This is a genomic window from Nitrospirae bacterium YQR-1 (genome assembly GCA_039908095.1).
Classification (GTDB): Bacteria; Nitrospirota; Thermodesulfovibrionia; order Thermodesulfovibrionales; family Magnetobacteriaceae; genus Magnetomonas.
The window spans coordinates 238,131-252,265 of the sequence record JAMOBJ010000001.1 but is presented as its reverse complement, the minus strand read 5'-3'; the positions used below and the strand labels follow the sequence as shown (position 1 = coordinate 252,265).

The 14,135-nt window shown below is 42.4% G+C and carries 8 protein-coding genes; 6 read left to right on the top strand and 2 right to left on the bottom strand.

What is annotated here, in order from left to right; translation table 11 throughout:
• The first annotated feature begins 17 nt into the window (after positions 1 to 17).
• The 3 genes from accD to H7844_01210 all read left to right on the top strand — a co-directional run bounded on the left by accD (position 18) and on the right by H7844_01210 (position 3,396).
• Positions 18 to 875, top strand: coding sequence for an acetyl-CoA carboxylase, carboxyltransferase subunit beta (gene accD / locus H7844_01220; protein ID MEO5355902.1), 858 nt, complete (start codon positions 18 to 20; stop codon positions 873 to 875).
• The gene (locus H7844_01215; protein ID MEO5355901.1) at positions 862 to 2,208 is read left to right on the top strand and encodes a bifunctional folylpolyglutamate synthase/dihydrofolate synthase; all 1,347 of its coding nucleotides are present in this window, start codon (positions 862 to 864) and stop codon (positions 2,206 to 2,208) included. Before accD ends, H7844_01215 begins: the two co-directional genes overlap by 14 nt.
• Positions 2,209 to 2,274: 66 nt before the next feature.
• Positions 2,275 to 3,396, top strand: coding sequence for an SAM-dependent methyltransferase (locus H7844_01210; protein MEO5355900.1), 1,122 nt, complete (start codon positions 2,275 to 2,277; stop codon positions 3,394 to 3,396).
• 213 nt (positions 3,397 to 3,609) lie between these two features.
• On the opposite strand, the gene H7844_01205 is transcribed toward H7844_01210, so the two are convergent.
• Entirely contained in the window at positions 3,610 to 5,358 is a 1,749-nt protein-coding gene (locus H7844_01205; GenBank protein ID MEO5355899.1) for a hypothetical protein, read from the bottom strand.
• A gap of 264 nt (positions 5,359 to 5,622) precedes the next feature.
• Here H7844_01205 and H7844_01200 point away from each other — a divergent pair, with 264 nt between their 5' ends.
• Positions 5,623 to 6,486 (top strand): hypothetical protein, encoded by an 864-nt coding sequence (locus tag H7844_01200; protein ID MEO5355898.1) that lies wholly within the window; start codon positions 5,623 to 5,625, stop codon positions 6,484 to 6,486.
• A gap of 19 nt (positions 6,487 to 6,505) precedes the next feature.
• The gene (locus H7844_01195; protein MEO5355897.1) at positions 6,506 to 10,918 is read left to right on the top strand and encodes a response regulator; all 4,413 of its coding nucleotides are present in this window, start codon (positions 6,506 to 6,508) and stop codon (positions 10,916 to 10,918) included.
• Between the two features lie 177 nt (positions 10,919 to 11,095).
• Here H7844_01195 and H7844_01190 read toward each other — a convergent pair whose 3' ends face one another.
• Positions 11,096 to 12,565 carry a glycogen synthase gene (locus H7844_01190; GenBank protein ID MEO5355896.1) on the bottom strand — a complete coding sequence of 490 codons (1,470 nt, stop codon included), beginning with the start codon at positions 12,563 to 12,565 and terminating at the stop codon, positions 11,096 to 11,098.
• 120 nt (positions 12,566 to 12,685) lie between these two features.
• Here H7844_01190 and H7844_01185 point away from each other — a divergent pair, with 120 nt between their 5' ends.
• Positions 12,686 to 14,062, top strand: coding sequence for a B12-binding domain-containing radical SAM protein (locus H7844_01185; GenBank protein ID MEO5355895.1), 1,377 nt, complete (start codon positions 12,686 to 12,688; stop codon positions 14,060 to 14,062).
• Positions 14,063 to 14,135 lie beyond the last annotated feature (73 nt).

The window sequence follows — 14,135 nt, the reverse complement described above, 5'->3', positions numbered from 1 at the left end:
AAGAGGAGACCCCTGTTTTGCCATGGTTTAAAAAACCCATAGATACACAGACGCATAGAAAAGTAAAAATCCCTGAGGGCCTGTGGGTCAAATGTACGCTTTGTAAGGAGATAATCTATCGCAAGGAATTTGAAAAAAACCTTAAAATCTGCCCCAAGTGTAATTACCACTTCCGTATAGGGGCAAAGGAACGGATAGCTCTTACGGCAGACGGCGGCAGTTTTGAGGAAATGGATTCAAACCTTACTGCAAACGATCCGCTTGAGTTTAAAGACACTGTAACGTACATGGGACGGATAAAAAGCAGCGAGGTAAAGAGTAATCTCAAAGAGGCTGTGGTGACAGGCCGTGGTGCGATAAACCGGCAGCCTGTGGTGCTCTCAATAATGGATTTCTCTTTCATGGGTGGCAGTATGGGCTCCGTAGTCGGAGAGAAAATCGTAAGAGCGGCTGAGCGCTCATTACAAGAGAGGATACCTCTGATAGTGTTTACATCATCCGGGGGTGCAAGGATGCAGGAGGGGATTTTCTCTCTCATGCAAATGGCGAAGGTCTCCTGCACAATAGCCGCCTTAAAGGAACAACAGATACCGTACATTACTGTTTTAACTGACCCCACCTTTGGCGGCGTAAGCGCTAGTTTTGCCATGCTTGGCGACATTATAATAGCTGAGCCCAGAAGCCTTATAGGATTTGCCGGGGCAAGGGTCATCCAGCAAACTATAAACCGCCAGTTACCGGAAGATTTTCAACAGGCGGAGTTCCTTCTTAAAAACGGACTCATTGATAAGGTTGTCCACAGGAGAGATTTAAAGGCCACTCTTTCCAACATTATCAGAATTCTAACTGCAAACCTGACTGATGGATTACGCTGAAGCTGTCAACTATCTATACTCACTGCAAAAACACGGGATAAAATTAGGCCTTCAGAATACTCGATGTATTTGTGCTCTTTTACATAACCCTGAGTCTGACGTAAAAATCATCCATATTGCAGGTACAAACGGTAAAGGCACAACTGCCAAAGTTATGCAAAGTATCCTTACCGGAGCCGGTTACAAAACCGGCCTGTTTACCTCACCCCATATGGTGCGCTTTACCGAGCGTATCACAATAGACGGTTCTGAGATTTCCGAAAGTGAGGTTGTAACCCTAACCGGTGTGATTTTAGACGCTCTTAGAGAGCACCCTGATATAAAGCCGACATTTTTTGAATTTGTAACAGCCATGGCATTTCTTTATTTTAAAAACACGGAGTGCGATTGGGTTGTTTTAGAGACCGGTATGGGCGGACGCTTTGACTCAACCAACGTTGTCACCCCTGCTCTTTCAATAATAACAACAATCGGTGAGGACCATAAGGAGTTCCTTGGCGATACAATTGAAAAAATAGCATTTGAAAAAGCCGGAATAATTAAATCACATGTACCGGTTATAGTGTCACCACAGCGGCCTGAGGCATTAGAGGTAATTACTGATGCTTGTATGGAAAACCAAAGCCCCATGCATCTATATGGAGAGAACTTCTCCGTAAAAAACCTGATGACTACCATGCAGGGAAGTACCTTTAACTACCACGGCAGGAGCACAATAAAAAGGCTGTTTGCGCCTGTTGTAGGCCACCATCAGGCAATAAACATAATCTGTGCCGTCAGGGCGTGGGAGTTACTGAGGGAAAGTGGTAAAATTAACGGCAACGAATATATGCTTAAAGAGTCATTAAAGCAAATTAAATGGCCCGGAAGGAACGAGCTTAACATCATTGACAACTTTCATTTTCTGTTTGACGGCGCTCATAACACCGATGCGTTAAGCCTGCTCTCTGAAACACTGTGGAATGTTTATTTAAAGACCGGCAACCCCGGCTCTCCCTACGACAGAGTAATTTTGATCCTTGCCACTATGAATGATAAGGACTGGAAGCATATGCTTGATGAGATAGTTCCCATAGGGGATGAGATTATCTTTACCGCCCCCTCTTATAGCAGGGCTGAAAAGCCGGAGAGTCTGCTCTCTGAGTGCACAGGGAAATTCAGTGCCAGGAGTTTTCATTTAACGGAAACAGTTGTCGAGGCACTCAACAAAGCAATGGATTTGTACCGTCCAGGTTCATTAATAGTAGTAACCGGTTCGTTTTATTTATTGGGTGAGGCTAAGGAGATTCTCGGTGAAAAAGCAAGCTTGAGGAGACTTTCGGAATCTCTATAAGGGAAACATTACTTTTGAGACATCACTGCTGCAACGGGCAACGCCTTTGTCTTAATCCTCTCTAACATGGCTCTTGAGCAAATCATAAAAGAGCGGATACGGCGGCATGGGCCGATTAGCTTTAGGTCTTTTATGGACATGGCACTCTATTTCCCTGAACTTGGGTATTACATGAACAACGGTACAGAGATAGGCCGCAGGGGGGATTTCTTCACAGCAGCAAATCTTCATAGTGCGTTTGGATGGGCCTTAGCAGGGCAGATTCAGCAGATGTGGGAACTAATGAAAAAACCGGAATGTTTTCATATTATAGAGTATGGCGGCGGGGGCGGATTGCTTTGTTTTGACATAATGCGCAGTTTGAAAGACAAGGAGATTTTTGACAGCATATCGTATGTAATTGTTGAACGAAACCCTTATTTTCAAGTTAAGCAAAAGGAAAAACTTACTGACTTCTCAAATAAAGTCATATGGCACGCTGATACGAAAGATTTCCCGCAGGTTTTGGGATGCGTTATTTCAAATGAGTTATTGGATTCATTTGCGGTTAATTTAGTATTTGCAAAAAAACACAAAATCGAGGAGGTTTTCGTTGATGAAAATTTTAAGGAAATTTTTTTCAGTCCATCCATAGGCGTATCGGATTATTTCAGGGAATTTAACATATCAATCCCGCTTGATTTAAGTGTTGGATACAGGACGGAAATAAATTTGGGTCTAAGAGACTGGCTTTTGGAGATTTCAGGATTTTTGTCTGAAGGATTTATATTAACAATAGATTATGGTTACACAGCGTGGGAGTACTATGCGCCGGAGCGAAACAGAGGAACACTTATGTGTTACCACAGGCATAGTGTAAATGAAAACCCTTATATAAATATCGGCGCTCAGGATATAACAGCGCACGTTAATTTCACGTCTTTAATGCAGTGGGGGCTCTTGATGGGCTTTGAGTGCTTGGGGTACTGCCCGCAGGGGACATTTCTGGTTTCTCTGGGCATTGATGAATTTTTAGCTGAGACGGCTCATACAGAAGATTTTCTTTTTCAGGCGGCAAAGATTAAGAGGCTCATTACCGGCGGCGGCATGGGGCAAAGCCACAAGGTAATGGTTCAGTACAGAGGCAAAGGAATTCCAGTCCTCAGAGGATTCTCTATAAGAAACAGTGTCTCATCCCTTTCGTTGTGAGGGGCTATTGTCTTTCCGCCGCCCATGTATTTATTTATCCGCACAGAGAAGCTTTTCAACCTCCGACTTTAAAACCGGTATTCTGTATATCTATTAAATACTTTCTCCTCAACATTTTTTAAGGCTATAGGTTTACTATAAAAATAAAGAGCCGCTAAATCTGATATAATCAAAATTTAGCGGTCCCTGCAAAATATCAGTATAGTCAGCTGATTATTGTTTATTCACAGACGGTTCAGGACTTAGTGATGCTTCAGGTTTTGTTGTAAATATATTTTTTATACTCTCTGAGATTCTGGCAAACAGCCCCGTTGGATTTGTACTTTCCGTGTATTTTTCTTCCGGTATTTGCTTGTAGTTTTCATACACGAAGGCTATGGCTTCCGGCTGCTCTGTCTTGTCATAAAATAAATTATAAACTAACACATAGAGCATTCCCAGCGGAGACAACAAGAGCGCCAACAGGCCGGATATCTTCCGTGCCTTTAGCATCTTATAAATAACCGACAGCACATAAGCGTTTTTCTTAAATCTGGTCGGCATTATCAACAGTCCCAGCGGAGACATCAGCAATGCCCTGTCTAATATCCTTTTATAGTATTTTTTCTGATAAGAGCTTGCCGTGCTGTTAAGAGTGCTCTGGTCCGCTATTTCAAGTTTTCTTGCCGCTATTTCCAAATATCTGAAAATGGTCGGTCCCTTTTCAGCCATCTCCCGTTGCACACAGCTATTTAGAACCTCTTCCAGCCCGCCGCTTTCAAAATTTGGATGTTTAAAGTACTCATTAAATCCATTTATTGCCCTTAAATCATAATCAGCCCCTATCCAGTTGTTTTTCTTTGCCAGCTCAAAACTTGGCGTGCCGGGGGTTGGGGAGTATATTGTAAACTGATAAAACGTAGCCTTAAGTGAAAAGAAATAGTTTATATCATCCTGAATGTTTTCCGGTGTATGGAATGGAAATCCTATTATAAGAGAGGCGATAGTTGAAATCCCATTTTCATACAAAGACTGGAACATTTCATTCATATTAATGTCTCTTAATTTTTTGTGTTTAAACTTAAGAGACTCCACGCCTATCCAAATGTTTGATATGCCGATTTTTGCTAAATACGCATGGTCATATTGCATAACCGCCGCCGCTGAACCGAAACATCCTATTGAGACAGGGAAATCATCCACACCCTCAATTAGTGCTCCAAACTCTTCAACCAGTTTTTTGTCGCCTAAGAAGTTCTCATTAAATATATATACCGTCTGAACGCCGTTTTTCTTTAATGTTTCATAGTTGGCCGCTCTGTGGGTCATTATAAGGTCGTAGAGTTCTTTGCCGCTTTTTAATACCTTTTCATTTTTACAATCATAAAAATGCGAGGTTATACAGTACTCACATTTGTTCTCACAACCCATAGAGCCTACAATGTAAAGAGTCGTATCCATCTTAAAGCCTAAAACATGAGATGGCCTGCTCTCTATCAACGGGTTTAAAACCGGAGCATCTTCCTCACCCAGTAGTTTTCTCATAAATGTGACCCCGTCTCCGCGGCAAATATGCTCCAAGTCAACGCCGAAATAGGCTTCCGGATTTTCCATTGCCACACCGTAACCGCCTATGATTACTTCCGCTGACGGAGCGTACTGAGCGCTAAGCTCTATCATATGTTTAGCCTTCGGGTTTGTTGCCAGCACCGTTGTTATGGCAACGTGCGTATAACAGCCCTTTTTCAACTCATTAATATACATCTCTACGGTTGGATATTCTAAGACCACAGACGGTGTCTTAATATTTATTGACAGAAAATGCAAATTAACAAACGGATTTACACTTCTTATCTGAAACATCCCCTGATTTCTTGTTATATGAGCCAAAAAAAACTCACCCTGAACATCCTTGTGCCCGAATTGATCGTTTATTCCATATGGTTGAAACGGAGATACAAAAAGAATCTTATTTTTTTTCATTTTTTACCCTTGCTCTTTTATTTTTTGTTTTTTTGGATTCACAAGACCAGCACAAAAGGAATCTGTATCCAAACATACCACTTCAGTATATACTTAATTTGAAATAAATGTAAACATACCAAAATAAAATATTTTTTTCCATTGCATAATTCTTGTATAATAAAATTAAAAAGGAGTTAAACTAAGCTGAAACAAAAGATTATAAATCTGAGGAGAATATCTGCAGCCGCCGTTTTTTTTATTCTTTTATTCATTGCGGCCGCCTTGCCCCTTAAATCAACTGCCGCAGAGATAGCCTCCTTTGATGTTTACACTGAAGCTATGCAGATATTGAAAGAGGTGGAAATTATAAAAAAACATTTTAAAATTAAAACATCCGCCGAGGTAAGAGATTTTAAAACAAACATACAACCCCGCAATGTCTGGCAGATGTCTTATGCTGTTTACTATAAACTTAATTTATTAAGAAAAAAGAACGGCCTTCCAGGTCTTTCAATTCCCATAATTGAACCGGTTATTAATGTTGACCCGGTGCTTGTGTATGAGCAAACCCAAAGAATCCTGACCGAGTTTAGCATCTTTAAACGCAGGATGGGTATTACCGAGAAAGCCACTGACCGGCAACAGTACTCCGATAAGCATCCCATAGATGTTTTTAATCGTCTTCATCAGGTATTCTTAGAGCTTGAGCTTGTAACGGAACAGACGGTTACTCCTGACTACACATTTGCACAGAGCATGATAATTCTCGACGACATCAGCCTGATGGTTAATGAGTTGGGTTTAAATGATTCTACGATACCTCCTAAGAGGCTTCCTGATGCAACCCCTAAGGAAGTGTTTGACACTACCTATGCTTTAATGGAATATGTCCAGAAACTTCAAAAATCTGTGGGAATTGAAACTGTGGATTTCTCTGTTTTCAGGGCTGAACATACAAAACCATCCGATGTGTTTAATCTACAGCTGATGGTAATCTCAGAGCTGCAAACGTTAAAAGCGTATCTGAAGCTTAACATATATATAACTCCTGCAGCTAAAACATATAAAAACAAAATCCCTGCAGATGTGCTTCAGTTGATGGGTTGGTCTTTATTGAGAATTCAACTTATAAAAACAATTAAATAAGGTAAAAACGGCGGCTTTTGTGAAATCGTTTATAAAAGAGTTAATAACTGTTTTTTCCAGTCTTGGCATAAAGAAGAAGATAGTTATTATTTTTGTTTCAACGACCCTGCTTTCAACTTTGGCAATCGGTTATTACTCCTATGAAAATGCCCTGAGGGGTTACACTAACAACGCCGTTTTAACAAACGAAATCAAAGCCGTAAATACAGCAGGTAATATTGAACATCAGATAGACACCGCTAAATCAGATTTAAATTTTTTAGCAGGCAGTGTTTTTATTGAAAGATACCTGCACTGGGAGGAAATTGGTGAAGAGACAAAGATGAGAGAATGGTATAAAGTCTCCATAAGTGTTCTCAATTCATTTGTAAAATCAAGAGGTATTTATCACTCCGTGCAAATTATCGGTCATGACGGCAGAGAAGACATCCATATTACTTTTGATAAAACAACTCAGACAGTAGTTCAGATTGCAAAAATGATACATGAACAGAATTTGGAAAATTTAATTGACACCACGGTTTTTAAAGAAACGTTGTCTCTGAAAAAATCTCAGATTTACACCTCCGATATAGAATTAGCCAAAGACCGCAACATGGTAATAAGGCCCTACACGCCTGTAATTGTCTTTAGCACACCTATTGTGGATAAAAACAACGTTACCCGTGCCGTAGTTATACTTTCGTTGTTTGCAGATGAGATTTTAAAAACAATTGATGCCGCCGCACAAAGCACAGGTAGGGAGCAGGCTGCACGTCATACGGATTTCTACCTTTTTAACAGTTCAGGCAGATACCTTTACCTTGAAAACAGGGACAGGCTGTGGGAGGAGCTGTTAAACCAAAAAACGTCCTTTAGGACAGAATTTCCTGAGGTATATAAGATGGCTGCCGCCGGCAAAAGCGGTAACTTTATGGAAGGCGGCTCAATTGCAAATCTTAAAAAAATAACCATTGAAAAGGGCGATGACTCAGCATCCTGGACACTTTTCACTGCAACTGATAAAAAAATCGCCTTAATCTCCCTGCAGCGTTTCAAGTATGCCTTTTTTGCGATTTTGATTATTGTGCTGATTATGATTCTTGTTCTGTCAAAAAGATTTATATCCACACTCGTACCGCCGATTCTTGCAATAAGCAGAAGGTTAACGGCTCTGTCGCTGGGGCAGATTCCTGAGGAAACCATTGAGTATCTGCCGCGGGATGAAATCGGCGCCATGGTCAGAGCCTCAGACCGCCTTGTGCAAAACATGAAATCAACTATAAATCAGGCTAATGCCATTGCACAGGGGGATTACTCGCAAGATGTTGTGCTGCTTTCGGATAATGACAGACTGGGCGGCTCCCTGAACTTTATGACTAAAACCCTAAGAGATATTGCAGAAATTGCACAAACCATCTCCACGGGTAATTTCGCCGCATCAATTGAGTCAAAGGGAAAACATGACATTCTGTGTAATTCTATAAACCGGATGATAGAAAATCTGCGGGAAGTAGCAAATATCGCTTATATGGTCTCAGTGGGTAACTTCTCGCTGCAAGTAGAGGTAAGGGGCGAAAACGATATCCTTGGACATTCCCTGAGGGATATGATAGTAAATCTCCAAAATGTCGTGCATCAAGCCAATCATATAGCTGAGGGTGATTATTCAACTTCAATAATGCCCCTCAGTGCAAAAGACGAGCTTGCCTCAGCCCTTTTACGTATGACTGAAACCCTGCGGCAAAATAAAATTAACAACGACAGGCAAAACTGGATAAAAGACGGTGTTAACACCCTAAACACCATATTAAAAGGAAATCCCACTCTCATGGAAATTGCCTCTAAGGCCATTGACTACGTGGCCGCCTATACGTCCTCAGCAGTGGGAACACTTTTCATTTATGACTCTGAAAACAGGCTCTTTAAACTTTATGCCTCTTATGCTTTTGTTGAAAGGCAAGAGCTCTCCAATGAGTTTAGGCTTGGTGAGGGAACGGTCGGACAGGTGGGACTTCAAAAATCCCCTATACTGTTACGAAACATAAAAAGAACCCACTCCGTAATTACAACCGGAACAACGAGTGAACCGCCGCTTAATACCTACACTTTTCCACTGCTCTTTGAAGAGGAAATACTGGGGGTTATTGAGCTTGCCTCTCATGAGGAGTTTGACAGCCAAAAACTGGAGTTTTTAAACCTTATCGGCTCCACTGTTGCCAACTACATTTTCCTGTCCACTCAAACAGACCGGATACGTGACCTCCTTGACGCCTCACAAAGGGCAAACGAGGAACTGCAGATACAAAGCGAGGAACTTGAACAGGCCAATACCCAAATGGAGGAGCAACACCAGCTGCTTGAGTCTAAATCGGAGGAGCTAAAACAGAGAAACTATCTTTTAATTGAAAAACAGGATGAGCTTAGCAAAAAGACCAGGGAGCTTGAACTTGCCAACAAGTATAAATCCGAATTCTTGGCAAACGTTTCACATGAAATCCGCACCCCGCTTAATTCGATAATTTTACTCTCTAAAATACTGAGTCAAAATAAGGCAGGAAACCTCAGTGCCGATGATGTTAAAAAACTTGATGTTATATACAACTCAGGTAACGATCTGCTGTTGCTGATTAATGACATCCTGGATCTCTCAAAAATAGAATCCGGTGTTGTAGCCTTAAACATTCAACAATTCCATAGTTCAAGATTCCTGAATAAATTTAAGGAATTGTTTGAGGAGCTGGCAAAAGAAAAGAAACTACAATTTAACATTGCAGATGAGTTGGAAACAGAAATAGTTTCCGATGAGGACAAAGCCGCTCAAATTGTGAAAAATCTTTTATCAAACGCCTTTAAATTTACAAAAACCGGCAGTGTAAACCTTACAATCAAAAGAAGCGGCGACACTAAGCGGCCTGTTCTTATTTCAGTAAAAGACACCGGCATTGGTATCCCGGCAGATAAGCTAAATGTGGTTTTTGAGGCTTTTAAGCAGGCTGACGGTTCAATAAGCCGTGAACACGGAGGCAGCGGCCTTGGGCTTTCTATAAGCCACGAGCTTGCCACAGTCCTGGGCGGCACCCTTACCGTTAAGAGCCGGCACGGCTCTGGAAGCGAGTTTTTCCTCTGCTTACCTCTTAAGTTTGAAGGACGTACAGAGTCTGTCAGGCAAGTTACTGTAGAGAGAAGTCCCTCCGTTGAAATAAGCAGGCCTCTGCTGCCTGTTAAAGACTCTGTGCCAAGAAAAAACCAGCTGGATGACGACAGGGATAACTTGCAGCCAGGTGACAAAATCATCGCCATAGTGGAGGATGATCTTATGTTTTGCGAAATCCTCAGAGACAGCGTCCGTGCAGGTGGTTTTAAAGCCATCACTGCATTAACCGCAGAGGAGGGACTCAATGTTGCCCGTAAATACAATCCCATGGGCATACTTCTTGATTTGGGACTGCCCGACACAAGCGGCATAGAGGTTATGAAAGAACTTAAGTCCAACCGCTCCACTATTCACATTCCCATACAAATAATCAGCGGCAGGGAAAAGGACGTCTATCTGCAAAGCCTGGGAGCCATCGGTTTTACCGCTAAACCCGTAACAGATGAGGACATAAAGAAGGCCATAGACCATATAGCACAATTTTCAACTAAAACCCCCAAAGATTTGCTCATAGTTGAGGATGAACAACACCAGAGGGAATCCCTTATCGAGCTGGTGGCTGACAGTTATGTTAGAGTTACGGGAGTTTCAGGGGCGGAGGAGGCAAAGGTTGAATTAAAAAAAGAAATTTATGACGCGGTAGTTGTGGATTTAAAGTTAAAAGACGGCAGTGGAATTGAGCTTTGTAAATTTATACGGGACAATGATTTTGATGTGCCTGTTATCGTCTATACCGGCAAGGATATAACACCGGAGGAGGATGCGCAGCTAAGGAGGTTTTCTCAAAGCATAATAGCTAAAACTGCTAATTCCTATGTACGGCTAAAGGAGGAGGTATCGCTGTTTTTGCACAGGGTGCATAAGGACTACGCAAAGGATATACCGGCGTTAAAGAGCGGCGGAAAAATGCTTGATGGAAAACGGGTATTGGTTGTGGATGACGACTCTAAGAATATATTTGTCCTCTCCGCCACACTGGAAAGCCAGGGGGCCGAGACACTTATTGCGGTAAACGGACAAAAAGCCCTTGATATTTTACAGGACAACTTCGATAAAATTGACTTGATTCTTATGGATATAATGATGCCCGTAATGGACGGCTTTGAAGCTATGAGAGAAATACGTAAAAACCCTAAAACAGCAAAGCTGCCCATCATAGCCCTTACTGCCAAAGCAATGAAAGATGACAGAGACAAGTGCATCGAGGCAGGAGCTGATGACTATATTTCAAAACCGGTTGATTATGACCAGCTTTTTAACCTGGCAACAGCCTGGACCAATAAGGCTAAATCGTGATAGGGAAAGAGGTCATAGTGATTGTGTGATGTAATACCAATTTTCTTTTCACTTCATCTTCCTTCTCATACCAAGCTGCATTCATTCGATTAACTTTGTTGGCTTCGTCGAAAGCTCCCAGTCGCCTGTGTTTACTTTTGACTGCTACTTGGTATCATGCACTCTATCTCTGCTTTTCTACTTATTTCTTATAAATTCATAAATATCGAGATAGTGTTTCCCCGGCCAGTTCCATGACCAATCGTAGTTCATAGCGTTTAATATAAGGTTTCTGAAATCGGAGGGGTAGGAGTACCAGAGCCCTGTAGCCCTGTGCATGGCGTGCTCAAGAGAGCCGTAATCAGTGCCGTGGAAAACGTAGCCGTTTCTTTCGTTAAACGGCCTGTCTGAGTGATTGGCGTCAAAGACTGTGTTAGCCAGGCCTCCGGTACTTCGTACTATTGGAATCGTGCCGTATTTCATGGCAATCATCTGGGTAAGGCCGCAGGGTTCAAACAGACTGGGTATCAAAAGCATGTCGGAGCCTGCGTACATTAAATGCGACAGCTCATCATTGTATCCGATTTCCAGATGGCAATCGGGATTGTCGTTAAGTTGATGTTTTATGTGGAGAAACTCATCATTAACGGCTCTGTCGGGACTTGAGCCGAGTAAAATAAACTGCCAGCCGTTTTGGATAGCGTAATAGAGGGCGTGCTTTATCAGATGCACTCCCTTTTGGTGGTCCAACCTGCCGATTGCGCAAATTATCGGTTTAAGGTCCTGCCTCAGCAAGAGACGATGCCTCAGCGCCTCTTTGTTCTTATACTTATCATCTATGTTTGAAGTACCATACTTAAAGGGTATATGCGGGTCAATCTCGGGGTTCCACACATCGTAGTCAATGCCGTTTAATATGCCGCCAAATTTGCTCTGATGAATGTGCAGAGTATGCCCCATCCCAAAGCCCTGCTCAGAGGTGCGCACATCCCATGCGTACTGTGGTGAGACAGTGGTAACAAAATTGGAATATACAATTCCGCCTTTCATGAGGTTTATGGCGTGAGGGTTGTGGTCATCCTGCAGCCTTTCGTAGTTAATAAGTTTACCTGCGTCAAGACCAACCTCACGGAGTGCATATTCACCGGCTATTCCCTGATGTTTTAAATTGTGAAGTGTGAAAATCACCCGAGGGTGGCTCATTCCGATGTGTTGGTAAATTTCGTATAAAAGAACCGGCACAAGGGCTGTCTGCCAGTCGTGGCAGTGTATGATATCGGGGTTTTTACCGGCTTTATACATAAACTCAAGAGCGGCCCTGCAGAAAAAAGCAAATCTTTCGTTGTCATCCCCGTGGCCGTAGAACACTCCTCGGCTAAAGAAGTTTTTGTCTGAATGTGAATCTATAAAAAAACACTTTCTGCCGTGAACAAAACCAAAAAAAACCGTGCAATGAATCCATGTGTTGTAATATGGCACCCAAAGTCCATCATAAACAACTTGAAGGTCAAATATCCGGTCATACCACATGCAATCATATTTGGGCAAAATTATCTCTACGGAATTGCCTCTGATTTCAAGCTCACGCGAAAGCCCAAATACAACGTCTGCTAGCCCCCCTACCTTTGCTACCGGCGCTATCTCCGGCGTCACCATCACTATGTACATGGCTGCACTCCTTTAAATAATAAACTCGACACCATTGTAATTTAGCATATCATCACACAAAAAATCAGCACTGAATGATTTAAGATTATTTTATTGCAAAAGTGTTAATATAACGCCGGTATGGATATAAAGAGAATATCATTTATAGAGGTCAGGTCACCTGAGTCGTACATATTCAGAAGATTTCCCATTCCGCGTGTAGGCAGTGTTCTGCTGTCAACAATTTTAAGTAAAATGGGCTTTGAGGTAAAGGTTTTTATAGAAGACATATGCCGGCCTGACTGGAGTTTTGTTGAAAGCTCCGATGTTGTCTGCATATCAACGATAACCTCCACGGTTAGTACTGCTTACAAAACCGCCGCCGGATTAAAGAAACTCGGCATACCGGTAATTATGGGAGGGGCGCATCCTTCTTTCCGGCCTGAGGAGTGTCTGGGGTTTGCCGATTTTGTGGTGCGGGGTGAGGGTGATATAGCGCTACCCAAAATTATCAATTACCTGAGAACCGGTGCCCCTGATATTAGCACAATAGCCGGAGTCTCGTATAAGACCTCTGAGGGCACTGTTAAACACAATCCGTCAGGAGAGTTTATCCAGGACCTTGACTCTCTTCCCGATGTTGATTTCTCGTTAATTTATAAATGGAAGAACTCCAACATTCACCCAGTGGCCACAATGAGAGGGTGTGCTTATAACTGCCGGTTTTGCCTGGTCTCCCCGATGTTTGGCAGAAAGTACAGGTTTCGCTCTGTTAAGAGTGTTACGGATGAACTAAAAAGAATCGCAGCCGTATCCAGCTCGCCGTTGTTTTTTGTTGACGATAATTTTGCTGCCAACAGGACGCGGACAAAACAGATTATCCGCTTCATGCTTGAGGAGAGAATCACCCCCCGATGGTCTGCCATGATGAGACCAAATGTGGTAAAGGACGAAGAGTTACTAAGCCTTATGGCGCAGGTTGGGAAATTTACGGCATGTCTCGGTTTTGAATCAATCACGCCTGAGACTCTTGTTGCATATGACAAGAAACAAACCCATCAGGACAATATCGCCTCAGTAAAAGCACTCAAAGACCATGGGATAAAGGTTCACGGGATGTTTGTTCTTGGCGCAGACACAGACACGGTTGAAAGTATCAGGAAAACGGTTGACTTTGCCTCCGACTCGGGGATTGATTCCGTCCAGTTTATGATACTAACCCCGCTGCCCGGTACTCCCGTCTATGATGAGCTTCAAAATGCCGGCAGGATTCTTCACACACAGTGGGATAAGTACGACATCCACCACACCGTGTTTACACCGGCACAGATGACCCCATCGGCTCTGCACATGGAAACGCTCTATTCGATGAAAAGATTTTATTCATGGAAATATGTCTTCAAACGGATTGTAACCCTGGACCTGTTCTATGCGGCATTCGGAATATACGTAAAAAACATCATCCGCCATGCTGTAAAGGAAGCTAAAAAATACGTGACAGATTTTAAGCTGAAGTAAAGGACTACGGAGAGTTAAACCGCCGTATCACTCGTACAAATTCAAATTAACAAAATATAAACGAATACTCCTT

Excerpts from the sequence above, each read along its gene's own strand:
- H7844_01215 (MEO5355901.1), top strand. The coding sequence starts at position 862 with ATGGATTACGCTGAAGCTGTCAACTATCTATACTCACTGCAAAAACAC.
- H7844_01210 (MEO5355900.1), top strand. The coding sequence starts at position 2,275 with ATGGCTCTTGAGCAAATCATAAAAGAGCGGATACGGCGGCATGGGCCG.
- H7844_01205 (MEO5355899.1), bottom strand. The coding sequence starts at position 5,358 with ATGAAAAAAAATAAGATTCTTTTTGTATCTCCGTTTCAACCATATGGA.
- H7844_01190 (MEO5355896.1), bottom strand. The coding sequence starts at position 12,565 with ATGTACATAGTGATGGTGACGCCGGAGATAGCGCCGGTAGCAAAGGTA.
- H7844_01185 (MEO5355895.1), top strand. The coding sequence starts at position 12,686 with ATGGATATAAAGAGAATATCATTTATAGAGGTCAGGTCACCTGAGTCG.